This window comes from Streptococcus australis (genome assembly GCF_003943615.1).
Classification (GTDB): Bacteria; Bacillota; Bacilli; order Lactobacillales; family Streptococcaceae; genus Streptococcus; species Streptococcus australis_C.
Map to the genome: position 1 here is coordinate 144,418 of NZ_RJPZ01000005.1, position 26,731 is coordinate 171,148.

Sequence of the window (26,731 nt, forward strand, 5' to 3'; positions counted from 1 at the left end):
ACTTCCCTGATGAAGGAAAACGGTGTACTTATTTTACCCTATATTTTATGCCTCTTTTCCTCTTTTGTCAATGGAAAACTCAAGTATTAGAGCAATTCATCCAAGTGGTAGAGAAGGCCAAAGAGATAACTAGGAATGGTATCTAGGAGATCCTCCCTAAAGACCCGCTCCCCTCTTTGGTGAAGTTCCTTGCCCCAAGGCCCTAAATTGACCGCAGGCACTTGGATCTGTGCAATGTTTTCGAGATCCAACTCGTAAACTTGAGAAGGACTAGCTAAACTATCCAATACGACTTGATAGCTTGCTAAATCTCTCTCCAAGGCACAATAACTGGTGTCGCAAATGCCCATGAAGTACTCTTCCACCTTCAGTGACAAGCCCCTGCTTTCCAAATAGTGGCGATAATCATCTACTAGACTACCAATTTTTAGACTGATATTCGGTAAAGACCGACAATTCATAGAAGGGTAATAAGGTGGAGCAAAGCCTATAACCACCAGAGGTTTTTTCTCACTCAAAAACTCTAAGAAACTTTGAATCTGCTGGATGGCAATGATTTGATAGCTGACTCCTGATAAGAAAGCTTGATAGGCTCTTTGCTCACACTGGTCTTGGAAGCTTGAAAATCCTTCCTTCTTTTGGCAACGATCCAGCAATTCTTGATAGCTGATCACCCTTGGCTGAGAGATCACATGGTCTTGCCCTGCTTGGTCCTGAAGGGACAGGTATTTGACATAAAATTCATCGACTGCTTCCTGGCTCAACTCTTTGATGCGTTGCAACAATTCTTGAGGGGTCTTTTTCAGATGCAGAACGCTGAAATAGCCGGCAGCATGAAGGACAGTCGACACATCATATTGATCCTTCAAATCCCTCAGATATGACCAAGAAGGAAGGGGAGACCGCTCACCCAGAGCATGATCAGATAAGTCTGGGTGAAGGTCCAATTTTGATGCGACTGCTATTAGGAGAGAGAGGGCGTTGATTCCTTTGAGGGGCTCTTTCATATGAGACAAAACTCCTTGGGCGACAACGACTGGCATCAGCTTGCCAACCGTTCCGATATGAAGAACTTTCTCCTTGTCACTCCCTGCTTCAAAGGGCTCTGAATCCACTGCTAACACATAGTCCAAGTCAAACTCATCTTTTAACTGACAGAGTAGACCCAAGGCTCCTCTCATCCCACGTGAATAAGACTCCTCATCTCCCACAGATAGATAAAGCAAATTAACCTGACCTCCAGCTAGATCTGAGGCATAGGCTTCTAGGACTCCTAGCTGGAGCGCTAAGGCCGCCTTCATGTCACAAGAACCTCGTCCGAATTGCCATTGGCGAGAATTTAGATCCTCCTGCATTTCTGATCGAAAATCGAGGTCCTTTAAGGCTTGAACCAGTGCCTCAGAATCCAAAGCTATAGGTGCTAGGGGACCGTAATCTTCTAGATCTACCGTATCGTGGTGGTGAAAAAGAATCACTGTCTTTTTCTTTCCCTTATCGACCAAAGCCCAGTTGACACTCCGATGGAGATGATCATTGGGAAGAGGGTAGCGACCAAAGTGATGGAGGTGAGTCTGAAAATATGGAATAGCACCAATTCGCTGGTCTAAATAATCCTCAATGGCGCGCTCACTTTCGGTATTGGTAAAGCTGGGAATTGCCATAGCTTCTTGAAATATAGTGGCAATTTGTTCTTGGAACTTTTCTATGGATCTCAATGGAGACCTCCTTTTAATGATAATAGCTATCTCTCCTAGAAAGAGTCTATATTACCTCTATTCTAGGACCTTCAACCTGCTTTCAAACAGGATCACAACTAAACTTACAGCAGGGAAAAATCTCTGGACTTTCCTTCCTGTAAATCAATTGATGGAGACACTTTTTCGACCTGCAGGGTCTTCTAAGACAGATTAAGTGAACTTGAAGCAAAATGAAAAATAGTTCCTCATTATGTTTCCAAATTCCCTTCTTTTTCTCATGTGAGATCTATCTTTGTGCCTATTTATCCTCCATGACATAAAGACAGCGCTTTCGAGAGCATAAACCTTTGCTCTATCCTTTCATTTTTGGTAAAATAAGGCATTAATTCACGAAAGATGAGAACAAATGGAAAATCAAACCTTAATGCAATATTTTGAATGGTACTTACCTTCCGATGGTCAACACTGGTCCCGCTTAGCTGCAGATGCTCCTCACCTAGCAGACTTGGGTATTTGTAAAATTTGGATGCCTCCTGCTTTTAAAGCCACTTCTGCCAATGATGTCGGCTACGGCGTCTATGACCTTTTTGACCTTGGAGAATTCGACCAAAAAGGAACTGTTCGGACCAAATATGGTTTCAAAGAGGACTATCTGCAAGCCATCCAAGCCTTAAAAGAAGCTGGAATCCAGCCCATGGCCGATGTCGTTCTCAACCATAAAGCAGCTGCCGATGGTTTAGAAACATTTGAAGTAGTCGAAGTGGACCCTAACGATCGGACCATCGTCTTGACAGAGCCTTTTACGATCAAAGGTTGGACAAAATTTACCTTTGATGGTCGTAATGGAGCCTACAATGACTTCCACTGGCATTGGTACCACTTTACCGGTACCGACTACGATGCTTCCCGGAAAAAAAGTGGGATTTACCAGATCCAAGGGGACAACAAAGGTTGGGCACATGATGATCTCGTTGACAATGAAAATGGAAACTACGATTACCTCATGTATGCCGATATCGACTTTAAACACCCAGAAGTCATCGAAAACCTCAACCAATGGGCTTCATGGTTTATCGAAACCACTGTAGTGCAAGGTTTCCGTCTAGATGCGGTCAAACACATCGACTCCTTCTTCATGAAGAACTTCATCCAACAAATCACCGACAAGTATGGAGAAGATTTCTATGTATTTGGTGAGTTTTGGAATGGGGACGAGCAAAGCAACAATGACTACCTAGCCAGCATTGACTACCAATTTGACTTAGTGGATGTAGCTCTCCACCATAACCTCTTTAGAGCGAGCCAAGAAGGGGAAAACTTTGATTTAACAACTATTTTCAATGGTACTCTCGCAAGCAATCATCCAGAAAGTGCGGTAACCTTTGTCGATAATCACGATACCCAAAGAGGACAAGCCTTAGAGTCCACAGTCGGTGAATGGTTCAAGCCTGCTGCTTACGCCCTCATTCTCCTTCGCGAGGCTGGTCTCCCATGTGTCTTTTATGGAGACTATTACGGGATTTCAGGTGAGTTTGCCCAGCAAGATTTCCAAGCGGAGCTTGATCAACTCCTTCGTATCCGCAAAGACTTAGCCTACGGTGAACAAAGAGACTACTTTGACGATCCTAACTGTATTGGTTGGACCCGCTCTGGAACTGAAGAGTCTGCTCCTATCGCCTGCGTCATTTCAAATGCTGCCGCATCCGCTAAACGGATGGAAATTGGCCAAGCCTATGCAGGACGGACCTACTACGACGCTTTAGGAAATGAACAAGATACCATTCAAATTGAAGAAGACGGTTGGGCTGATTTTCCAGTTTCAGACCGCTCTGTCAGCGTATGGGTTCTGGCAGACTAACTAGAAAATGAAATCGACTGAAGAGGCTGGGACAAAAGTTCTAGCCTTTCAATTTTTTTGGATTGTCGAGCAAGACGCAGTGGTTGAGTGGGCTCTACTATGCTGATTTCATCAGCTATTACAGCCCTACTCAACTGTGCAGAGCTGGGACGACGAAATCGAATTCTAACGAGTGACCGATTTCTGTCCCACTCTCTTTCTTCTATTTTATAGCAAACTACAGGTTCATTCTAACACCTTAGGAAAGCGCTGTCAATTCTTTATCTGATTCTGTTAACAACTTCATGAAAGAAAAAACTCGCTCACTTCCTCGGTTGGAAATGAACGAGTTTAATCATCTAAGAAGCAAGGGCTTCTTTTCTGTTAGCTTAATTCTGCAACAATCGCTTTGAGTTGTTCTTTGGTATGAACACCAGCGACTTGTTTCACCACTTGGCCATCTTTCTTGAATAAGAGAGTTGGGATGGACATGATGCCGAAGTTGCGAGCAGTGTTTGGATTTTCATCCACATCCATCTTAAAGATTTTCAAGTCATCTTCATGGATTTCTTCTGCCAACTGTTCTAGGATTGGTGCCTGCATTCGGCAAGGACCACACCAAGTTGCCCAGAAGTCGACCAAGACCAAACCTTGGCTAGTTTCTTGTTCAAATGTTGCATCTGTTAGTACGTGTACCATAGTTCCTCCTTTGATCAGTGATTTCCACTAATCTCTTATTGATAGTTCTATTCTACACCAAAATTCAAGTTTTTAGAAATATTTGCTACGTTCTCAGCCTTGGACATCTTCTTTCTTTTTCTTCCAGAAAAGAAGGCTAGACAAGAGGAGGGTACCTAACCCATAGAATCCTATCCATTCCTCTTCCGTGCCTGTTTGAGGAAGCTGACCTGCTTTTTCTTGTGCTGGAGTTGCTTCTTTAACCGTCTCAGAGACAAATGTTTGTCCATAAGCAACAGATAGAGATTCTGGTTTTGCAGTTTCTTTCTCAGCCGTTTTGACGAGAGGACGAAGATTTGGACTAGCAGGAATCTCTGATTTATCATATCTTTCAGGCTCTGGAAGGACTGGCAGATGGTATTCTTCGATGTAATGAACTGCTGGTTCTACTAATTTTGCCCCTTGGATCTCAGGAAGATTGGCATAATCTGTATCACTGGCATGAGGAAGATAAGAAGCCACTTGTGAACGAGTACCTTCTACGATTGGAATTGTCGCACGGATCGAATCCGTCTTGAAGGTCACTTCGTAAGGATTCTCAACAGTTAGGTCTGATGGATCATAAGTATTGAAGACTAGGGCTAGCTTGTGGCCCTTTTTAACCGTATAAAGGTTTGGTTGGAGATGGACCGTATAGTCGTGGAATTCTCCAACTTTTGGCTCGATGCTATTTCTTGAGCTAGCTGAATCATAGCCAGACTCAGGATTGGCTAGGTTGATCCAACCTTTAGCAATGACCTTGTATTTTGTCTTTATGGTCTCAAACTCTGCTACAGAGAGATTAGAGAGGGTACTACCCATCCAGAAGCCATCTGCTTTTTTATCCGCCTTAACCCCACCGTTGCCGACCACATCAAATTCTTCATCCGATACGTCGACTAAAAGAGCATTGATTTGGAAGTTCTTTCCTTTCCCCTTAGCAAGGGCTGCCTTGAAGTGTACAGGGATATGTCCTTTGATAGTAGTGTCTTCTGTCACTTCTGATACAAAGGTCATGTTGGCTTTTGAAGAGCCTTGGCTCACAGTTTCATCGCGCTTGGCAACTTCTACACCAGCTCCTGCATAATCGCTCGAAATCGTTTCTTCCAAGCGTTTCGACTGAGCATTGAGGAAGAGACGCTGCGAGGTCTTCCAATTATCATACGTAGTCCACTTGCTTGGATCATAGTTGTTTTGCGCCAAGACAGCTGGTAGATTTTCGACCTGATTCTCCACTCCATAGAGGTAATGGGTCAACCAGGTATTGAGCAGGTCATAGAAATCTTGGCCATTAGCCTGAATACCATAACCACGGGACATAGCTGCTGGATAGACGTGGTCTCCTTGATGGAGATAGAGTTTGACATTTTGTCCTGCCTTCTTAAGGGCATCGTACATGAGTTCAAAATGCTTGGTCTTGACATTGTCATCATTTAAGCCATGAACCAGGAGGGCACTGGTCTTGAATTTTTCAGGATTGAGGGTATAATCCCGTTCCTTCCAGACATCGCTATAATTGCGTTCATGCGCATTTTGATCCTTGTTGAGCTGGTTGATGTAGTTGGCATAATTTTGCCAAATGCCGGCCCAGTCAGCTTCATCCAGGATCCGAGTCCCTACGTAGAGGGACAACCAAGAAAGATCACTGTATGGTGGGTTGCCATAGGCTGTTCCTTGACTGTTAAAATAGTCATACCAAGAAGCGATCCCAGCAGCTGGTACGATGGTCTTCAAACCTTCGACTCCTGTACTTGCGACACCAAAGGTTGTGGTTCCAGCCCAGGATAGCCCGGTCATGGCGACATTTCCTGTAGCCCAGTCTGCCTTGATTTCGACATTGCTAGTCTTATCTGTGTAGGCCTTGCGCTTGCCATTGACCCACTCGATAATATTCTTGAAGGCATTGATTTCGAGATCAGACCCTGTCGTATTGAATCCTTCTGATCCCTTAGTTCCTAGACCAGCACTAGAGATAAAGGCATAGCCTCTGACCAAGAAATAGTCATACCAGTTCAAGTTTTCGTAGTCATAGATGTACTCGTAGGGACTGTAGTAATACCAATCCGAAGCCTTGGCTTTCTTGGCTGCTTCGACTGTCGAAGAGCTTCCGACTGCCTGGCGTTTAGCTGGTTGCTCCCGCAATTTCTTCATATCGTAAGAGCCATCTGTCGGCAAGCCCAAGCTTTCAAGGGTCACATTGTTCTCATCCAAGGTTCCTGCTACATATGGACGCGCTTCGAGAATGGTCGCCGCCTTAAAGTCTCCCCTGGCCACAGCCTTAGGTAACTGGACAATGGCCTTGACTAAGTCAGGCTTGCCATCCCCATCTGTATCATAATCGGTCTCTACATAGACCGGGAAGCGAACAATTTCGCTATCCTCATAGTGATAGTCTTCATCTGCTTTTTCCCCTGTAGTATAAGGGAAGATGGGTTGAGCCCGCCCATTCAAAAAGAGAGGAGCTTTCTTTTCAGAGCGATAGGCATCATAGAGCTTTTTAGCAATACTGTACATATTGGTTAGCTCTTCTTGACTGACCTTACGATTCAAGTCTTCTTGAGTGCTAATCATTCCTAAACTCTTCGCAAAGCGTTCCCGATCCACAGCTGATTGACCAGCCTGCTTGGGATCCTTCGCAGCCCACTGAAGCAATTCATCAACAGCATCTTGAACGGTTAATTCCTTGTTCTTGAGATCACTATTTACCAAGCTGCCTGTATAAGAAGTTAAGGCTTGTCCTGTTGCTGGAGAAGCTGCTCTTGTTGAAGCTGCAGGGCTAGCTTGTTCGCTTGTTCCTTGAGGCGCCTGTGGGATATTTGTTTTCTCAACAGTCGTAAGATCCTTGTCTTGACCAACTTGCTTGTCGACCTTCTCCGTCTCTGTCGGATCTATTGGACTCGCTATTGTTGGTTCAGAAGTCACGTCTTCCTTCTTTTGATCCACACTTGGGACTGATGCAGTCTGATCCGCTTGAGATTGGGAAGCTGCTCCTTCAGAAGCTACAGGCTCCGGAACCACCTGAGTCACCACTTCTTTCGTTGGAGAAAGCTCTGGTAGGTTCTCATCTGCTGCCACCACTTGATTTAAGATAAAGGGAGCTAGCAGGAGGCTTGAAGCCACCATGGACACCACTGTTTTCTTTTTCATAAAAGAGACCTCACTATTTTGTAATCAATACAACTATTATACTATGTAAGCGCTTTTATAGCAAATTCTGAACAAGAAAAAAATCGAGGCAAATTTGCCTCGATCAAAAGATATTTATTTCACGTGATCTTTTAATTCTTCTTGAGCTTTTTGGTTAGACTCTACTTGGTCTTTCTTCCATTTTTCAAGAGCTTTGTTGTAGTCTTCGGTTGTTACAGCCTTGTCTTGAAGTTCCATACCTTTGTAGACAACGTTGTCTTTCCCTTTACCACCAGTCCAGCCAAATGGTGCTGAGAATGGTACAACACGAGTCAAGAATGGACGACCTGTCTTAGAAGTTGTTGGGATGACCAAAGCACTATCTGTCAACCAAGCTTGAGCTGCAGCATATTTCTCATAACGTTTATTGAGGTCTTGTGTTTCAGCTCCTGCTTCTGTTACCATCTTCTCAAAGTCGTACAAACCAACTTTCTTAGCTGCCTCATTGTTTTCACTTGGGTCAAATCCAAGGAAGGTACGAGTATTTTCACCAGAAGATGCTTTCAAGATATCAAGGTAAGTTGATGGGTCTTGATAGTCAGGGCTCCATCCAACGTTATCTGAGATATCCCAGTCTTCGTCTTCTGCTTTAGCAGCAAAGAGGGTTACGTTCAAGAGATCTTCTTTGGATACCATATGGATATCGACAACGACGTTTTCTTTTCCAAGTGAGCTTTCAACTGATTGTTTGAAAGATTGAGCACGTTGAACCTTAGATGGAGTCGTTTGGTCTACTGGCATATCCAAGTGGATTGGGAATTTCACACCATCTGCTTCAAGTGCAGATTTCGCTTTCGCAAACTCTTCTTTGGCTTGTTTTGCGTTGTAAAGACCATTTTGACCATCGTCAAGATTTGCATCTTTCCACTCGTCTCCATAAGTCACCAACTCAGATTTAACCATCTCACCGAAGGTCTTGCCATCTGCTTGAACGAATGTAGGTGGGATGTACAAGTTACGGATCAGTTTGCTTGCTCCATCTTTACCATTTGCTTGGGCAGCATAGGCTTCACGGTCAAAGGCAAAGCTGATCGCTTGACGGAAGTCTTTGTTCAAAAGAGCTTTCTTAGTAGATGATTTTTCTTCATCAGTTGTTTTTGAAGTGTACTTGTATGACTGACGATCGATATTGACACCGATAACGAAGGTGCTGGCATCTTGTGGAGTGTAGATGATTTCATCTTTAAACTTCTTAGCTTGGTCTGTGAATCCAGGTCCTGTTGGGAACAATTTAGCAAGGCTAAGAGCATTGTCCTCAAATGAGTTCGCCAATTTACTTTGGTCTTGACCATCATAGTATTCGAGCTTAACATCTGTGATGTGAACATTGTCCTTATCCCAGTAGTTTTCATTCTTGCTCATCTCGATAGATGATTTAGAAGTGAAGCTCTTCAAGATGTATGGACCATTGTAAAGAAGAGAGCTAGTATCACTTGCTTGGGCAAATTTATCTCCTTTAGATTCTACGAACTTCTCGTTGATTGGGAAAGTGATCCCAAGAGTCAACTTAGAATTCCAGAAAGGCTCTGCCTGGTTCAAAGTGATTTGAAGTGTATGGTCATCAACCGCTTTAATACCTACATTTTTGAAGTCTGAAGTCTTACCTTCAACATAATCATTCAAGCCCTTGATGGAGTTTTGAATGATGTAGAGCATTTCAGACTTGTGGTCAGCAGCATATTTGATCCCTGCAACGAAGTCATGAGCTGTCACGTCCGCATACTCTTCCCCTTCTGAATCATACCATTTGGCATCTTCACGAAGTTTGTAAGTATAAGTCAAGCCATCTTTTGAAACTGTCCAGTCTTTAGCAAGTGAAGGAATCAAATTCCCATACTTGTCGTTTTCAAACAATCCATCAATCAAGTTTCCTGTGATTTCGTGGGTTGCAGCTTTACCAGATGTGATGTAGTTCAAGTTTTCAGGTTCTGTCTCATAGACATAAGAGAACTTTTGACCTGCTTCACTTGATTTTGAACTAGAGCTAGATGATTTAGAACCACCAGAACATGCTGCAAGAATACCTGCTGAAAGAAGAGCTACTCCTGCAAGAGCAATGACATTTCTTTTTTTCATTGTTTACTCCTAATAAATTTTTAAGGTTGTCCTAAGATTATACCACAAAGATTTTCAGAAGAGAAGTAATTTTCTGAAAATTTATTAAATTTTGTAATTTTTCTTATCCTTAGCATTTATTAAAGTGGGAACCATAGTCTACAAAGTCCTTGACATCGCTGGTTTTGCCCTCATGAAGGTCTCGAACAATTTTCGATCCGACGATGACACCATCAGATACCTGATTAAAACGTTGAATATCTTCCTTAGTGGAGACTCCAAAACCTGTCAGTACTGGAATAGTGGCCAAGTCTCTCAAGGTCGCCAAGTGCTGATCCAAGTCATCCCGGTAGTTCCCCATTTTTCCAGTCACCCCATTGATGGCTACCGCATAGATAAAGCCTTCTGCTTCTTGGATCAAAGTCTTCTGGCGTTTGATACCTGTGGTCAAGCTGACCAAGGGAACGAGGGCAATGTCACTCTCTTTCAAGTAAGGGGCAATCATATCCGCATGCTCATTTGGCAGGTCCGGAATGATCAAACCTTTGACTGAGGTAGAAGCTAACTCTTTTATAAAGGCTTCTATCCCATATTGGTAGACCGGGTTGATATAGGTCATGATGACGAGAGGAATCTTGGTCTCTTGCTCTTGGAGTTTTTTCACAATAGCTGTTAAGGTCACGCCCTTCGCTAAACTGCGTTGCCCAGCCATTTCGATGACTGGCCCATCCGCTACAGGATCAGACCAAGGAATACCCACTTCAATAGCCGATGCTCCACTTTCTTCCAAGAGCTGGATGGTATCAAATAGGCCATCCAATCCCTGCTCGTGATCCCCCGCCATAATGTAAGGCACGAAGATCCCACGCTTACCATCTTTGATGGCTTGTAAATGCTCTGTTAGTGTTTTTGTCATTTCTACTTCCCTTCTGCTTCAAACCGTTCTTTGACCTGCATGACATCCTTGTCTCCACGACCAGATAGGCAGACGATGATCGTTTGGTCTGGAGTCATTTCTGCTGCGACTTTTTGCGCTAGAGCGATAGCATGACTGGACTCCAAGGCTGGAATAATCCCTTCCAAACGAGAAAGCAACTGAAATCCTTCTAGGGCTTCTTCATCCGTGATCGCATCATAGGTTGCCCGGCCAATTTCATTGAAATAGCAATGCTCTGGACCCACACCAGGATAATCCAAACCAGCAGAGATGGAGAAAGCTTCCATGATTTGTCCATGGGCATCTTGAAGCACTTCCATCAAGGCTCCGTGAAGAATTCCTGGACGACCTTTGGCAAAGGTAGCTGCATGTTTGTCCGTATTCAAACCAAGGCCAGACGCCTCTGCTCCGTACATAGCTACAGACTCATCTTCTACGAAGGGATAGAACATGCCAATGGCATTGGAACCCCCACCGATACAAGCTAGGACCGCGTCAGGAAGTTTTCCACCTGAGACCTCTGCAAACTGACGTTTCGCTTCCTTACCAATAACAGATTGAAAATCTCGAACAATCTCTGGGAAGGGAGCTGGTCCGAGGGCAGATCCCATGATGTAGTGGGTATCATCAATACCAGCTACCCATGCACGAAGGGCCGCATTGACCGCATCTTTCAGCACGCGCGACCCGTCTGTTACACTATGAACTTTTGCTCCCAAGAGCTCCATCCGAAAGACGTTGAGGGCTTGGCGTTTAACATCTTCTTCTCCCATGTAGATGGTACACTCCATCTCGAAGAGAGCCGCAGCCGTCGCAGTCGCTACCCCGTGTTGACCAGCCCCTGTCTCTGCGATGATCTTCTTCTTGCCCATCCGTTTAGCCAGCAAGACCTGCCCAAGGGCATTGTTAATCTTGTGAGCCCCTGTGTGGTTGAGGTCTTCCCGTTTCAGGTAGATTTGTGCTCCACCGATGTGCTTAGAAAGACTTTTGGCATGGTAAAGTGGAGTCTCCCGTCCCACATAATTCTTGAGCAAGTCATCCAATTCCGCTTGAAAGCTTGGATCTGCTTTGGCTTCCCTATAAGCCTTATCGAGTTCAATCACGGCTGTCATCAGGGTTTCTGGAACAAACTGTCCTCCAAATTTTCCATAAAATCCTTTTTCATCCGGTAGTTGATAGTTCATGCTTTCGCTCCTTCTATAAATGCTTTTATCTTTTCTATATCTTTGCGACCGTCCGTTTCGACTCCTGAAGAGACATCTAGCGCATATGGCTGAAAGGTCTCTCTAGCTTGGTGGACATTGTCCACTGTTAAGCCACCTGCTATAAAGAAGTCCTGCTGGATCTTCTGATCTTTCAGCAAGTCCCAATCAAAGGTTTGACCACTCCCAGCTACTGGAGCATCAAAGAGCAGATAATCTGCCTGGCTGCTTACTTGGGCTTCCTGATCACTGAGCTGGATCGCTCGAATGACGGGAACTGAAATCAATGGAATCAGAACTTCATCAAAAGTTCCATGAATCTGAACCATGTCTAAGGGAACCTGACCAATCGCTTGTTCCAAGTCTTCTAGACTCGGTGAGACAAAGACTCCAACAATTTTGGTCTTGCCAGTCACCCGTTTTGCCAATTCCTGGGCTTGCTCTAGACTGACTTGCCGCTTGCTCTCAGCGAATACAAAGCCGATATAGTCTGCGCCTGCTAGGACAGCTGTCTCCACTGCTTCCACTGTAGACAGGCCACATATTTTAACCTTTGTCAATTTGTAACTCCTTGACCTTTTCTGCTACATCCCCTACTGTCATGAGAGCAGTTCCTACCAAGATCCCATTAAAGTAGGGAGCGACAAGGCCTGCATCTGCCCCATTAAAAATAGCGGACTCAGATATATAAACGGGCTGGTCTTTGAAATGCGTAGACAATTCAAGACTGGTATTCAGATCCGTTTCAAAGGTGACGAGATTCCGGTTGTTAACCCCGATGATGTCAGCTCCGATCCGATGGGCTATTTCGAGTTCAGGTAAGTTATGGGTTTCTACAAGAACCTCCAGACCAAGTCCCGTCGCAAAGTCATAGAGTTCTTTGAGCCGGGCTTCTGGCAGGGCTGCGACAATCAAAAGAATGACCGTAGCTCCCGCATTGCGAGAGCGGACGATCTGTTTCTCATCAATGATAAAATCTTTGGCCAAAGTTGGAATCGTCACCTGGGAAGAAATCTCACGAAGATAGTCTAGATCCCCCTTAAAGAAGACTTGGTCCGTCAAGACCGAGATCATGGCTGCCCCATTTTCTTCATAGGTCTTAGCTTGGGCGACAATATCCACATCCAGATTGATATCCCCCATACTAGGACTGGCTTTCTTCACCTCGGCGATGATTTGTAAGTGCTCTTGATGGCTCTTGAGAAAATCATAGAGACGGTAGGTCTGACGGAGAGGTTGGAGGTCTTCCATGACCATTTGAGCCACTTCTTTTTCTTTTTGTTCTAAGATTGTAGGTAGAAAGGCTTTACTCATACTTGAACCTCTTGTAAGTGTTGCAATTTAGCAAGGGCAGAACCATCCGCTATCAATTGGCGCGCCAACTCTACACCTTCTTTGATCGTTGCGACTTTCCCATTAGTAAAGAAGCCCAGACCAGCGTTGAGAACCGTCGTTTCCAGATAAGGGCTGGCTTCATTCTTCAAGACACTGAGGAGAATCGCAGCATTTTCCTTGGCATCACCACCTGTAATTTCGGATAGCTCCACCTTTTCCATCCCCATATCTTCATAGGTAAAGGTATGCTGGCTGATGTTCCCATCTTCTAGCAGGGTGTAGGTATTGGTCCCATAGAGAGCCGCTTCGTCCATATTGTCAGGACCTGTGATGACCACTGCACGTTTGCGTCCCAACTGTTGGATAGCACGGGCGACAATTTCTTGCAATTCGGCACGATAGAGACCCATGAGTTGCGTTTCTAGGTCCAGCGGATTCGCCAGAGGGCCGACCAGGTTCATGATCGTTGGAATCCCCATAGCTTGACGAGCTGGGCCAATGAAGCGCATAGCTGGATGCATGGTCTGAGCAAAGATAAAGGCCAAACCAACCTCGTCCAAAGCTTTAGAGAGGGTTTCTGGCGAAGCAGCTACGTTGATGCCAAGCGCTTCTAGGACATCCGCAGATCCTGACTTAGAAGAAACAGAGCGATTGCCGGCCTTGGCCATGCGGATCCCTCCAGCAGCCAGAACAAAGCAAACCGTCGTCGAAATGTTAAAGCTATAGGATTGATCGCCACCAGTCCCACAGTTACACATGGCATCTGAAAAGGTCTCGGGTAAAACCGTCGCATGGGCCTTTAAGGCGCGTACAATCCCCGTAATTTCGTCCGCTGTTTCTCCCTTGGTTTTGAGTCCCATCAAAAAGGCAGCGATTTGACTTTCTGATAGTTGGTTCTGCAAGATTTGATCAAAGACTTCTTGGACTTGCTCTTGGGTCAAGTCTTGGCGATTAGAGATTTGTAAGAATAGTTCTTTCATAAGGAGTTCCTCTTGTCTTTTCTACAGGTTTATTCGGTATTCTATCTGCTTAGTACTACAGGTTTATTCGGTATTCTATCTGCTTAGTACTACCGGTCTAGTCTAGGACTAGCTTCACAAAATTTTCAATCATTTTTAGGCCATCTGGACTACCGATACTCTCAGGATGGTATTGAAGCCCGTAGATAGGCAGACTCTTGTGTTGAATGGCCATGATTTCTTGGTCGTCCGTAGTAATGGCCGTGACCTCAAATTCTTCTGGCATTTGATCAACGACGATCGAATGGTAACGCATGATGGGGACTTCATTGTCAATATCCTCAAAAATTGGTGAAGGTGTTTCAAAGATGATCTGACTTTGTTTCCCATGCATGACATTCTTAGCCAAGCGCAACTTGCCGCCAAATGTTTCTGCCAGAGCCTGATGACCAAGACAAATCCCTAACATGGGCTTTTTACCAGCGAAGTCCTTGATCATGGCTTCCATTTTCCCAGCATCTGCCGGCCAGCCTGGACCTGGTGAAAAGACAAGGGCATCTGCCAACTCCGCCTGCTCATACAAGCGTTCATCATCATTTCGCAAGACCTCAACCTCTGTAAATGTTCCCAGATATTGGGCCAAATTATAGGTGAAGGAATCATAATTATCCACTAATAAAATCATTGAACATCTCCTATTCTTGTCATTGATTTTGCCTTGTTAATCGTTTCGTAAAATTCATTCTCCGGAACACTGTCGTAGACAATCCCTGCTCCAGCTTGGACATAGGCCTTTTGATTTTTGAGGATCATGGTCCGGATGGCAATGGCAAAGTCCATATCCCCTGTAGCGGAGAGGTAGCCGATCGCACCCGCATAGACCCCACGTTTTTCCTCTTCCAACTCATAGATCCGACGCATGGCCCGGATCTTAGGAGCCCCAGAGACTGTTCCAGCTGGTAGTGTAGCTTTCAAAGCATCTAGAGCTGTTAAGTGAGGCAGGAGTTGTCCCTTGACCACACTGGTCAGATGCATAACATAACGGAAATACTCCACTTCCATATACCTGGTCACCTCGACCGTTCCGTTTTGGGCGATTTTCCCGATATCATTTCGTCCCAGATCCACCAGCATGCGGTGCTCAGCTGTTTCCTTGACATCGTGAAGGAGTTCATGAGCCAAGGCTTGGTCCTCTTCCTCCGTCGTCCCACGAGGACGGGTTCCAGCTATCGGATTGGTGGTCACCTCTCCTTTTTTCACCGATACCAGGCTTTCCGGACTAGCCCCAATGATCTGGTAGTCGCCAAAGTCGTAGAAATAGAGATAGTTGGATGGGTTGGTCACGCGTAAATTTCGGTAATAATCCAAGGGATCTCCTTCGAAGTCTGCTGAGAAGCGTTGACTGAGGACACACTGGAACATATCACCTTCTCGGATCAGCTTCTTGGCCTTGGCCACCATCTCCATAAAGACTTCTTTTTCGATGTAGTTACTGAAGTGCAGGGCCTGCAAGGCCTGAGGGGTGAACTCATTTGGCGCTTGAGTTTGCAGATCAGTCACCACTTTTCCCAGTGATTGGCGGACCGCATCATTGCTCCGACCAGAGTAGATATTGTCCTCCACCACATAGACTTTTTCCTTCTTGTGGTCAAAGATCAAATAGGATTCGTAGATGAAAAAATGCATGTCTGGTGTCCCGATGGTATCCTGAGGAATCCTTCCAATCTCCTCATAGACTCCGATCATATCATAGCCCGCAAAACCGATAGCCCCTCCGGCAAAAGGAAGATCAGATGTCAACCCCTTGACCGTTACCTGATGGAGGTAGTCAAAAGGATCTTGCTCCAGCACCTTGCCATTCTCATATAAGATTCCATCCTGATAGGTCACCTCAAAGACTGGATTGTAGGCCACGATAGAAAAGCGGGCATTCTCCTTCTCACGCGGGATAGACTCAAGGATCACCTTATGGTCTCCTTGGACACGCATGTAGGCTAGGATGGGGGTTAAGGTATCAGCTGGTAAAATTTTTTTCATAGGAATTCCTTTCTTTTCCTAAGGACGAAGCCATGCAAGTCCTGATCCAATCATATCCAATACTCTTCAAAGTTAACAACTAGACCAACTTCAAAAGAATACAAAAAACCTCACAGAGTAAAACTCTGTGAGGGCATTAAATCGGATTTAACACGGTACCACCTCAGTTAATGGTCAAAAAGGGTAGAAAGCGACCATTATCTCTATCTCCTCTAACAAGGAGTTGCACGATAAGGGGTGCCTACCGAGAAGAATATGTGTTATCTTCTCCTACTCTAAACAATCAGCCCAATGTTCACTAACTCCGACTACCTGCTCACAATAGCCGCAGGCTCCCTGAAAATCTTAGACTAGTTACTTTCTGATTTACTACATATTTTACTACATTTTTTAGGCTTGTCAAGAATTTTTTGACAGTTTATCCTAAAAAATCTGCCTAGGCAGCTTGGCCAGGCAGATTCAATCCGAGTTTTAAATTTGAAAATAACCCTTATTTCACCAAGTCACTCTTGAGATAGGCATCGACCATGCGTTCTGTCGCTACCACAGAATCCACATGGGTCCGCTCATAAGAGTGGCTAGACTCGATCCCTGCTCCGAGAAGACCATGCTTGACTTCTGCTCCTGCGCTCATGGCTGCGGAGGCATCAGAACCATAGAAAGGATAGATGTCCAGTTTGTAAGGGATGTTTTGCTCCTTGGCCAAGGCTACCAAGTGCTGGCGGAAACCATAGTGGTAAGGACCCGAAGCATCTTTGACACAGATAGAAACCGTGTATTCGTCTGTCTGCTGGTCATCTCCCATCGCCCCCATGTCCACCGCCAAGTATTCGACAGCTTGAGCCGGGATGCTAGAGTTAGCGCCATGCCCAACTTCTTCAAAGACAGAAAAGGCAAAGTGAGTCGTCACTGGAAGAGTCACGCCTTCTTCCTTATAGAGGCGCAAGAGGTTGAGCAAGATAGCAGCGCTGACCTTGTCATCCAAGTGACGAGACTTGATAAAGCCTGTATCCGTGACAATGGTCCGAGCATCAAAACTGATAAAGTCTCCCACTTCAATCCCCAAGTCACGCGTTTCTTTTTCATTGGTTACTTTTTCATCCAAGCGCACTTCCATATTGTCCTGAGTCCGCTCCACAGTTCCCGCATCCTTATAAACATGGCAAGAGGTTTGGTGGACAAGGATAGTACCCGAGTGGGTCTTACCAGTATTGGCTACATGGACAGTACAGTTTTCCCCTTCGATCATGTTCCAAGGGAAGCCACCGATGCGATCCAGTTTGAGACGGCCATCTGGCTTGACTGCCCGCACGATCGCTCCAAGCGTATCCACATGGGCTGTGATATAGCGGTGTTGTTCGTCATTTTCACCCTTGAGGACAACTGTCACACCTCCCTTAGCTGTACGGATAGGACTGTAGCCTATCTCTGTCAAGGTTTTCACTAAATAGGCTGCCACTTCTTCTGTAAAGCCCGTCGGTGATGCAATGGCTGTGAGTTCTTTTAGATATTCGACTGTTTGATTCATGAACTTCTCCTTCAATAATCTGCTAGTACGATTATAGCACGACTGACTCTAAAAGACTAGCAAAGCAAGACAGCAAAAAAGAGTCCGCAGATGGAAATTGCAATCTGCTGACTCTTTTCTTACTTTTGATCTTGATCCAATCTATAGCTACAGAAACTAAGTTCCGACAGAGAAGATAGAGGATTAGCTAGTCAAACCTCCAACAAACTTATAAGCAGTTACCAAAGCATTTGTCATCGTATCACGGGTTGCTTTGAAGGCCTCAATAAAGGCTGCACGGTGCTCTTCTGGGAAAAGCGTTGTATCATCTCCAAATTGAGTCAGTGTTTCATTCACAGAAGCCAACTCTTCATCCATCTTTTTGATACCAGGTTCCAAGGTCTTGAAGTAAGATTCTTGTTCAGATTTTGGCAACTTTTCTCCCAATTCATTGGCATGCTTCTTATAATTTTCAGCTAGTTTTGCATAAAGTCCCTTGATATCACCGATTGTTTTCGCATTTTCAATTTCTTGATCTGTTACCAAAACAACTTCTGGAGCTGTTGCTTGAGCGCCAGAGCCTGATGAAGACTGGCTGGAAGAGCTACTTGTATCATCCGTCAACTCAAATTTCTTTGAAGAAAATGATTTCTTCTTAGATGAGGAAGTTTTCTTAGAGGAAGAAGATTTCTTTTCCACCTTGCTAGAAGATTTCTCTGAAGAAGCCTCTGGTTTTGCAGTTTGATTTCCCGAACATGCGACCAAGGTCAAGACTGAAAGCAAAGTGATTCCACTTGCGACTAATTTTTTCATGGTTCTCTCCTATAAATAATTTTGCTTTTGTAAATTATATCTAAAATTATTTCGAATGTCAAAACACTATAATATCTATATTTCCCTCTCTTACCTTAGGATGAATTCAGGTCTAAATGGTCATTAGATTTTTCTTAAATTGTCGGACTTTTATCATTTGGGACAAAAGACTTGCAAACTGATAAATATTTAATTATAATCATTCTAAATAAGAAATTAGGAGACAAGTATGACTGAAACAAAACATGGGGTTGATGCCTCTTTTAACGACCGCTTAAATATCTTACGGGCTGGAGTGCTAGGTGCCAATGATGGCATTATCTCAATCGCTGGAGTTGTCATTGGGGTTGCCAGTGCGACCAGTAACCTCTGGATCATCTTTCTATCTGGCCTTTCTGCAATTCTAGCTGGTGCCTTCTCTATGGCAGGTGGTGAATACGTGTCTGTATCGACCCAAAAGGATACAGAAGAAGCTGCTGTGAGTCGAGAACAAGCCCTTTTGGACCACGATCCAAAAGCTGCACGCGACTCCCTCTATGCAGCCTATATTCAAAATGGGGAATGCGAAACAGCTGCTCAAATCATGACCGAGCGGGCCTTTCTCAAACACCCTCTCAAGGCCTTGGTGGAAGAAAAGTATGGCCTGGAGTTTGAAGAGTTTACCAATCCATGGCATGCGGCTATGTCTAGCTTCGTTGCCTTCGTCCTAGGATCTCTTCCTCCCATGCTGTCCATCCTTCTCTTTCCCAAAGAAATCCGAATCCCCACAACGGTGATCATCGTAGCCCTTTCCCTTCTCTTTACTGGCTACACCAGCGCCAAGCTAGGAAAAGCCCCAACCAAGCAAGCCATGATCCGTAACTTGGTCATTGGACTACTTACCATGGGTGTAACCTATCTTTTCGGACAATTGTTTAATATCTAAAAAAGCTGAGACTTCTGTCTCAGCTATTGAAGATAAAATCTTCAAAAAAACTTTCCTTAGGTGAGTACGGAGGTTAGGTGAAATTATCCAGTGGATGATTTCAGCAATCCAGGAAGTTCCATGACTTAGTTTTGGACCTAAGGTTCCAAAACTCCCGAGTGCCTGAAACAATTACGTTTCAGGCACTTTTCTCACAGCGGAAAGTTTTTGTTCTTCTTAAATGACTAAAAATAAAAGTCATTATTTTAATGAATCATCTAGATAGTCTATGCAAAAAGTAGTTTGCCCACATTCTAAGAGGCTGGGACAAAAGTCCTAGCCTCTCAATTGTCTTTGGATTGTCGAGCAAGACGCAGTGGTTGAGTGGGCTCTACTACGCTGATTTCAGCAGCTTTTACAGCCCTATTCAACTGTGCGGAGGTGGGACGACGAAATCGAATTCTAACGAATGTCCGATTTCTGTCCCACTCTCTTTTCTTATGCTTCCAATAAAGCTTGGGCTTGTTTTTCTAAGCCTGCGATTGCTTCGTCTGTCAAGACCAATTCGCCTGTTGCCCAGGCTTCTGGGTTAACGGTTGTTCCTGTGAAGTCTCCCACTACTTGGGTACGAACGAATGGTAAGAGGGATTGGTAGGCTGCAAACATTGGCTCGTGTCCAGCATTAGCAACTGAAGAGACTGTTACGATCTTGTCTTGAAGGGCAGATGGGCCACGAGTTTCTGAAAGATCAAGGGAACGGCTGAGCCAGTCGATCAAGTTTTTCACCACACCTGGAATGGCAAAGTTATAGACTGGTGAGAAGATCCAGATGGCGTCTGCAGCAAGGACTGTATCACGCGCCGCTTGCACTGCTGGCAAGGTTGGCATTTCCAAATCCTGGTTCATCATCGGGATATCCTTGTAGTCCAAGTAAGTCACTGTTGCTTTTCCTTCAAGAAGGCTTTCTGCTTTCTTAGCCATTTGGAGGTTGAAAGATCCTTGACGAAGAGATCCGACGATAAATAAAATGTTTTTCATAGATGTTTCTTCTTTCTGTTGTAAGATTATTTATTACAAGTACTATTCTACACGACCCAGATGTAGAGTCAAGAATTACATCTTGAATATTACTAATTCTTACTATTTTTTTATTTTTTCTCTCAAAAAGACAAATTTATCAAGGTTTCTAACCCTTTCTAACCCGGGTTACAATCCCATCTGGGTCTGTAAACTCGAGTTCGCTTGAGGTCAACCAGTTGACAGCTGCCTCCTGCTCTTTTGCTCGCTCTGCGATGGCAACCAAGTCTTCTTTCTTTTCTACTTGGATGACGTAATAGGCGAGTCCAGGAAGGTGAGCTTCTCGTTTGGCCAAGTGCTTGCCAGCCCACTCATTGACTGCAAAGTGATGGTGGTAGTCTCCAGAGGCAATCCAGCTGGCAGATGGAAGAGTGAACTTATCAGCTAATTCCAGCACCTTTTGGTAAAAGATGGACGCTGCCCTGCTATCCCTTACGGAGAGGTGGATATGTCCCATGCGGGTATCGGACGCTATCTGGAAGGGCTCCACCTTGCGCTCCATTTCATAGATCTCTTGAGCAGAGAGTTCTTCTGTCACCCCGATGATGCGCCCATCCTCACGGATATCCCACTCCGACACTGGCTTACCCCGGTAGAGCTCGATGCCATTGCCCTCTGGATCCTCGAGATAGAGGGCTTCACTGTAGCCATGGTCCGCAGCTCCGACAAAGGGAACCTTCAGCTCAGCCATATGCTTGAAGACATCCGCCAAGTCTTCTCGACTAGGTAGGAGAATGGCCATGTGATAGAGACCATAGCTATCCTTAAGAGCCTCAGTCCGATCCGTATGGATGAGACGCACCAAGGGTTTATCTCCAGCCCCAAGAAGGACTTCATCCTTCGACTGAGACAACATCTCCAACCCCAGAATTTGGGTGTAAAAAGCAGTCTGGCGCGCCAGATCCTTCACATTTAGCGCTGTTTCTGCCAAGTAAATCTTGCTATTGTAGGCGTAGGTCATCGGTATCTCCTTTTTGATTTCGTCTTGTTGTAACTTTTTGTATTACATCATTATACACCCTTTTTCCAAAGAAGCAAGAAAAACAACTCGACAGAAAACCCTCCTTAGAAAACTAAGGAGGGAATGGTATGTTAAATGTGATGAAGAACTAGCCCTTAAACTCCTCGACAAATTTCTTGAGTTCAGCATCGGCTTCTGGTGTCGTTCCATGAAGTTGGCTGAGCATGTCTAAGAGAGATGCTGTCTGACTCTCAATAGTGGCGTTGGTTTGGTTGATCTTAGCCACGATATCTGTCAGTGGTTCTACTTCTTCTTCCTCAAAGGTATCCACATAGCGTGGAATATTGAGGTTGTAGTCATTCTCGACGATTTCCTCAAAGCTAGCCAGATGGGCAAACTTATCCATGTCTTCTCTGTTCTTATAAGCGTTGAGAATCTTCTCGATATGGGCATCCGTCATGATGTTCTGGTTCTTGCCCTTGTCAAATTCCTTAGAAGCATCGATAAAGTAAACGTCCCGATTGGTCCGATTCTTTTTGAGAATGATGACCGTCGTTGGGATGCTAGTATTGAAGAAGATATTGGCAGGTAGACCTATCACGGTATCAATGGCCCCTTCTTCCAGCAAAGCCTTACGAATGGTTCCTTCAGCATTGCCACGGAAAAGAACCCCGTGAGGAAGGACGATGGCCATCACACCATTGTCTTGTTTCAAGTGATAGTAACCGTGCAAGAGAAAGGCGAAGTCTGCCTTAGACTGAGGCGCAAGCTTACCAAATGGGGAGAAGCGTGGATCCTGGAGGAAGCCAGAGCTTGCAGACCACTTAGCTGAGTATGGTGGGTTCATGAGGACCCCATCAAAGTTGGTCGGCTCCTGGGTCGGCCAGTCTTCATCCAGCGTATCCGCATTGTGTAGGAACTGGTTTTCCACCGGAACCCCGTGTAGGATCATGTTCATCCGAGCCAGGTTATAGGTTGAGGTATTGAGCTCTTGACCAAAGTACTGGACCGTTTGAGGCTGGTGAGAAAACTTCTTGGCATTGAGCAAGAGCGATCCCGATCCCATGGTGGCATCGTAGATGGTAAAGCCTTCCTGATCCTCACGACCTAAAAAGGCAATCTGAGTCATGAGCTTGGCAACAGGCTGAGGTGTATAAAACTCACCAGCTTTCTTACCTGAGTCGGTCGCAAACTGACCGATCAGATACTCATAGGCATCCCCCAACATATCACCAGCATGACCAGCTACATCTAGCACAGCCAACTCCTTCATGACTGCAGCCACCGTTTGGTTTTGCTTTTGCGGAGTTGCCCCTAGCTTTTTAGAGTAGAGATCAATATCTTCAAAGAGATTTTCATAGAGGTCGTCACTCTGCTCGATATCACGAAAACCTTGAGCCAGATCTTCCAGCTGGAAAGTCCCTTCATTGACACGTGCTACCAGAGCCGTAAAGGTCAAGTCTGGCTTGATGATATAGTTGAGCTCGTCGTTCATGACAGAGACCAGATCCTCATGGGTATCCGCATCCTCGTAGTAATTGCGATAGACCTCAAGGGCATCCTCAAGGCTATCTGTCCCCTCTTCCATAGTCTCAGCCACGAAAAAGAGCATCTTGTCCGACAAATACTTATAAAAGACCATGCCCAAAAGATAGGACTTGTAGTCGTTGGCATCCATCTTAGAGCGGAGAACATCCGCTGAGTTCCACAGGGCTTGGTAGAGCGACTGGGACGTTTGTGTTGTTTCCATAGTGTTTCTTTCTTTTTTATAAATTCAAAAATCTATCTATTGCTTCAATAGTTTCATTTCTAATTCTTCAAAATATTTTTGTCGTAATTTTTTCTGTAAATCACTATCCAATGTAATTCGACTTAATGCTTTTTCTTTGAACTTAGGAGTTATTTCCGTGTTTCCTCTGTAATCAATTATTTCTTTTTTTAGGTTACAAATCTTTAATATCCTTGAAAAATCAGATGAAGCCAAACTTGCTTCAACGATAGAAGTTATATTATCAACCGTTGAAGATACATCAAATTCATCTACTAAACTTTTAAAAAATTCTTCAACATCCTCTTTAGTAGGTTTATTATTTTGAATACAGTTACCTTCCAAAAATTCATCGACTCTTTTTTTCAAGGCAATACTTATTATTTTATCTTTCTTTTCTTTACAAGATTCAATGATACTTTGTTGAAGGTTTTCAAATTTTTGTTGTTTTTCTTTTTCATCATCAAAATGTAAGCATGACTTCACGACTGCTTCATCAACAAGCATCATCTCTACTTCATTGAATGGAAGAACAAATATATTCTGTTCTTTTTGCTCTTGAATACTACTTTCATTCATCCAGTCATTGTCTATAATTCCGTATGCTGTATTACCATGTAAAAGTTGTAAATTATTATAAGCTTTTGTATGTTGAATTACCTGTTTATGACCTTGAACTGGTTTGACAAAACAAAATTCACTGAATAGTTTAGAATAAATCTGATAGTCTATACTCGTTTTAGTTCCCTCACAAAATAGTATTGGTTTCCTTGTACCAGAAACTTCTGCTAATATGGATAAAGGAAATTCTTGAGATTCTTCCAATTGTTCATAATCGAAGTCATAAGGTGCTTCAAATTTATTACACCATATATAGGTTGCATTAGTTCTTGATTGAACAAAGTCCATGTTATGTGAAGCAAAAATGAATTGACAGTCAGGACGTTCTGATATTAGCAAATCCCACAATTCATTATAGACTGCAGCGTTTAAGAAAGTCTCAGGTTCATCAACAACAATATAGCTATTTTCTGGAGCAAGAAGAACGTTACCAATATAAAATAATACACAGCGTTCCCCATCGCTAAGGCCATTTATACTATATTTATCTCCATTTCTTACAACTTCTAAAACTCTATCATCAGATTCAGGATAAAATGTTATTTCTGGGAAAATTTGATTCCATATTTGCTCCACTCTGTCCAATAAAGCAATGGACACCTCTCCTACTCCCCTAGCATTATCAGTCATTACTTTTGCAAAATCTTTTACCCACAGTGTTATCAGTTTAGTAAAAGTGCCCGAAAAATCATCTTCAATCTGGTGAGTCTGTATTTCAATCGTGTCATATTTAATATTCACCTCTTTCAAATCTTGAATATATTTTTCTTTAGTAATTCTATTACGATTGTGGGTATTAGACACAAAATACAATAGTTTTTGAGCAGGTAAGACATACATCTCATCTATACTATTCTTTCTTAATTCATTAATAAGACTAGTTTTCCCTGCTCCATTAGCCCCTATAATAACAGTCGTAGAATCTATTTTAGCAATGAAAGAGAAAAGTTTAAGTACTTTGAAATTATATATAATTTCAGGAAATATAGAATCATACAGATAAATTTCTCCACCAAAACAATTGTAGATGCTTTCTAACAAATTATCACGTAATGTTTTGAACCTTACCGTTACATTATTAGACAAAACTTTTTCATCTATCTCTTCATTTATAAAAGAAATAAGTTTGCACAGATAATTATCTACTCTACTATATAAATCATTTTCATGATCAGCTATCTGACTTAAATTATCTTGAAATCTTTTCTTTTCAGATTCTAACTTTTCAATCAAATCTGTTTTAGAACTATACATAACTCCTCCTTAAATAAACATATCCTGCAAGAGTTTCTTTTTCAAAGTTTCTAGCTGAAAAATTTTTTCTTGGTGAGCAGCGATAAGGTTATCGAGATTCGAGAAGTAAGAGCCAATGGCTTGTTGCTCTTCAAGATTTGGAAATACAAATTTCAAGCTAGAAAAGTCTTTAAAACTGATACTTTTCCCATCTCTAATTCCATAAGTGACTGTCTCTAATCGTTTTATAAAGTCCCTTGAAGTTAAAATTGAGTTCCAAAAATCGGATAAGTTATTTGATTTATCAATAAAATCAATAATTGTGTATGCAGGAGAGGTTATTCCTTCTAATTTAGATAAAGCAAAACCACCTTGAAAAGAACGTAAATGAATCACAAACTGACCTGGTTTGACTACCTTGTAGTTATTGAGAGTAGCTTCATCATATTTAATATCAATACCAATTTCATCTCGCAAAACCATACCATCAATTTGAGAAGCCGATAGCACAGGTAATGAAGCCCTATTTTTCTCAGATACAGACTTAAAAATCTCATCTGCTCGTTTTATCTCCCACTCACCTTCAAATCCATCCAAACGAATCTCAGGGACTGTCTGTCCAGCTTTTGGAAACATTTTGGAAAGCATGGTCGCCTTGAGGGATTGGTAGTTGGCGAGATTGTCCTTGTAGCTTGCAAGAAGATCGTCGAGGGTACGGAAGAGAGAGCCGATTGCGGATTGTTCGTCTAGAGATGGAAAAGATATTTTAAATTTTTCTACGTCATTTTTTGTAATGTTGGGATCTTTTCTACTACTAGCAGCGACATTTCTCCAGCTTTCCTTTTTAAAATTTAAAAAATTTAGTAGAAAATTTGGATTAATCTCATTGACCGGCATCAAAGCTGCTAGGGCTTGATTAATCGTAGCAGGATAAGCTAGTAACCCTGTTCTTCCAATTTGATTAAATCCACCGTACATTGCTATCAATACAGACTTTTCAGGTAAAACTTTTAATTTTGTTGCTCCATATACTGAGATCTTTTCTTCATTAGAACATATTATAGAATTATTTAAATCTGTTGTTTTTATCCATGGAATTTCTCCATTTTGATAATTCCTACTATCAGATCGTGACGGAGTGTTCCCGGAATAAATTTCGTATAATTCTCCTAATTTAGATTTAGTCCAAATATTTTCAAATTCATTGAATCTTATTTTAGGTTTATTTACTTTTATCATAAATTATTCTCATTTATCTTGAATTTTCTTTAATTAATTTAATTCTATTCTCAATCATCTGGATGGATAACATTGTAACTTTAAATGCTAGAATCAATCTTTCACCACTTAAAAAATCTCTACCATGTATACACTCATTTCGAATATTGAGTGAATTACTATTATACATAAAATGATAGACAAATAACAAATCAGGAATATTCTCAAAGCTATCTGTAAGATTAAAAACTTCAGTAATTATCTCTCTGAGAATTGAACTTGGATCTCTGTAATTCATAAACTCCTTCTTTTGCATCTTAAAAGGATTATAACCAGACAGTCTCGCAAGTTCTCTAATTTTTTCTTCCAGTAACGGAAATAATTGAGTAATATGTGCAATTTTAATCTCTTTATCAAATTCAATAAAATTAAATCTGCTACAACTATTTAAATAAAGATATAGTTCCTCTGTTCTATTAAAAATAGTAGTTAAAAAAGTCACGTTTCGGATATAATTTTCATGTAAAGCAAGCATATATTTATTTGGTTTTAAAATATTACGAAACTTATAACTCTTATTATCAATAATTGATTTTACGTGTTTCTCTAGTAATTGGTCAACATCATGTCTATCCAATACTATAGCGGGACTATCTTTAGGAAATAT

Annotated in this window: 20 protein-coding genes and 1 pseudogene; 2 read left to right on the forward strand and 19 right to left on the reverse strand. The window is 43.0% G+C overall.

From position 1 onward, the window contains the following. Positions 1–86 precede the first annotated feature (86 nt). Positions 87–1,661, reverse strand: a complete 1,575-nt coding sequence (locus D8785_RS07075) for a M20/M25/M40 family metallo-hydrolase (protein WP_398575138.1) — start codon at positions 1,659–1,661, stop codon at positions 87–89. A 442-nt stretch (positions 1,662–2,103) separates the two neighbouring features. Between D8785_RS07075 and D8785_RS07080 the strand changes: the two genes are divergently transcribed. Continuing rightward, positions 2,104–3,555 (forward strand): alpha-amylase, encoded by a 1,452-nt coding sequence (locus D8785_RS07080; RefSeq protein WP_125374954.1) that lies wholly within the window; start codon positions 2,104–2,106, stop codon positions 3,553–3,555. A 363-nt stretch (positions 3,556–3,918) separates the two neighbouring features. Here the strand turns inward: D8785_RS07080 and trxA are convergent, their stop codons facing one another. From trxA to D8785_RS07145, 12 genes are all read right to left on the reverse strand, one after another. After that, on the reverse strand, positions 3,919–4,233 hold the full coding sequence (gene trxA, locus D8785_RS07090; RefSeq protein ID WP_006595996.1) for a thioredoxin: 315 nt from the start codon (positions 4,231–4,233) through the stop codon (positions 3,919–3,921). Positions 4,234–4,326: 93 nt separating this feature from the next. Beyond that, entirely contained in the window at positions 4,327–7,398 is a 3,072-nt protein-coding gene (locus D8785_RS07095; protein WP_125374955.1) for a CocE/NonD family hydrolase, read from the reverse strand. A 114-nt stretch (positions 7,399–7,512) separates the two neighbouring features. Further along, positions 7,513–9,513 carry a peptide ABC transporter substrate-binding protein gene (locus D8785_RS07100; protein ID WP_125374956.1) on the reverse strand — a complete coding sequence of 667 codons (2,001 nt, stop codon included), beginning with the start codon at positions 9,511–9,513 and terminating at the stop codon, positions 7,513–7,515. 109 nt (positions 9,514–9,622) lie between these two features. Then, positions 9,623–10,408, reverse strand: a complete 786-nt coding sequence (gene trpA, locus D8785_RS07105) for a tryptophan synthase subunit alpha (protein WP_125374957.1) — start codon at positions 10,406–10,408, stop codon at positions 9,623–9,625. Between the two features lie 2 nt (positions 10,409–10,410). Beyond that, complete coding sequence (gene trpB, locus D8785_RS07110) at positions 10,411–11,613, reverse strand: tryptophan synthase subunit beta (protein WP_125374958.1); 1,203 nt, start codon at positions 11,611–11,613, stop codon at positions 10,411–10,413. Next, positions 11,610–12,191 carry a phosphoribosylanthranilate isomerase gene (locus D8785_RS07115; RefSeq protein WP_125374959.1) on the reverse strand — a complete coding sequence of 194 codons (582 nt, stop codon included), beginning with the start codon at positions 12,189–12,191 and terminating at the stop codon, positions 11,610–11,612. The genes trpB and D8785_RS07115 overlap by 4 nt, the downstream gene beginning before the upstream one ends. Further along, positions 12,178–12,945 carry an indole-3-glycerol phosphate synthase TrpC gene (gene trpC, locus D8785_RS07120; protein WP_125374960.1) on the reverse strand — a complete coding sequence of 256 codons (768 nt, stop codon included), beginning with the start codon at positions 12,943–12,945 and terminating at the stop codon, positions 12,178–12,180. Before trpC ends, D8785_RS07115 begins: the two co-directional genes overlap by 14 nt. Beyond that, complete coding sequence (gene trpD / locus D8785_RS07125; protein ID WP_123159068.1) at positions 12,942–13,946, reverse strand: anthranilate phosphoribosyltransferase; 1,005 nt, start codon at positions 13,944–13,946, stop codon at positions 12,942–12,944. Before trpD ends, trpC begins: the two co-directional genes overlap by 4 nt. Before the next feature lie 97 nt (positions 13,947–14,043). Then, on the reverse strand, positions 14,044–14,610 hold the full coding sequence (locus tag D8785_RS07130; protein ID WP_123159067.1) for an aminodeoxychorismate/anthranilate synthase component II: 567 nt from the start codon (positions 14,608–14,610) through the stop codon (positions 14,044–14,046). After that, the gene (trpE, locus tag D8785_RS07135; protein ID WP_125374961.1) at positions 14,607–15,962 is read right to left on the reverse strand and encodes an anthranilate synthase component I; all 1,356 of its coding nucleotides are present in this window, start codon (positions 15,960–15,962) and stop codon (positions 14,607–14,609) included. Before trpE ends, D8785_RS07130 begins: the two co-directional genes overlap by 4 nt. Before the next feature lie 490 nt (positions 15,963–16,452). Next, complete coding sequence (locus D8785_RS07140) at positions 16,453–17,490, reverse strand: M42 family metallopeptidase (RefSeq protein ID WP_125374962.1); 1,038 nt, start codon at positions 17,488–17,490, stop codon at positions 16,453–16,455. A gap of 183 nt (positions 17,491–17,673) precedes the next feature. Next, on the reverse strand, positions 17,674–18,282 hold the full coding sequence (locus D8785_RS07145) for a hypothetical protein (RefSeq protein WP_023023754.1): 609 nt from the start codon (positions 18,280–18,282) through the stop codon (positions 17,674–17,676). A 229-nt stretch (positions 18,283–18,511) separates the two neighbouring features. Here D8785_RS07145 and D8785_RS07150 point away from each other — a divergent pair, with 229 nt between their 5' ends. Then, the gene (locus tag D8785_RS07150) at positions 18,512–19,207 is read left to right on the forward strand and encodes a VIT1/CCC1 transporter family protein (protein WP_125374963.1); all 696 of its coding nucleotides are present in this window, start codon (positions 18,512–18,514) and stop codon (positions 19,205–19,207) included. A gap of 477 nt (positions 19,208–19,684) precedes the next feature. Here the strand turns inward: D8785_RS07150 and D8785_RS07160 are convergent, their stop codons facing one another. From D8785_RS07160 to D8785_RS07185, 6 genes and pseudogenes are all read right to left on the reverse strand, one after another. Continuing rightward, a complete protein-coding gene (locus D8785_RS07160; protein WP_125374964.1) occupies positions 19,685–20,224 on the reverse strand; it encodes an NADPH-dependent FMN reductase in 540 nt (179 codons plus the stop codon). Between the two features lie 148 nt (positions 20,225–20,372). Then, positions 20,373–21,224 carry a VOC family protein gene (locus tag D8785_RS07165; RefSeq protein WP_125374965.1) on the reverse strand — a complete coding sequence of 284 codons (852 nt, stop codon included), beginning with the start codon at positions 21,222–21,224 and terminating at the stop codon, positions 20,373–20,375. A 148-nt stretch (positions 21,225–21,372) separates the two neighbouring features. Then, positions 21,373–22,974, reverse strand: a complete 1,602-nt coding sequence (locus D8785_RS07170; protein WP_023023761.1) for a type I restriction-modification system subunit M — start codon at positions 22,972–22,974, stop codon at positions 21,373–21,375. Between the two features lie 36 nt (positions 22,975–23,010). Next, a complete protein-coding gene (locus D8785_RS07175) occupies positions 23,011–24,867 on the reverse strand; it encodes an AAA family ATPase (protein WP_023023762.1) in 1,857 nt (618 codons plus the stop codon). A gap of 9 nt (positions 24,868–24,876) precedes the next feature. Then, positions 24,877–26,085, reverse strand: coding sequence for a restriction endonuclease subunit S (locus tag D8785_RS07180; protein ID WP_023023763.1), 1,209 nt, complete (start codon positions 26,083–26,085; stop codon positions 24,877–24,879). A gap of 13 nt (positions 26,086–26,098) precedes the next feature. Then, a pseudogene (locus D8785_RS07185) lies at positions 26,099–26,731 on the reverse strand (exodeoxyribonuclease V subunit gamma); the annotation flags it as partial.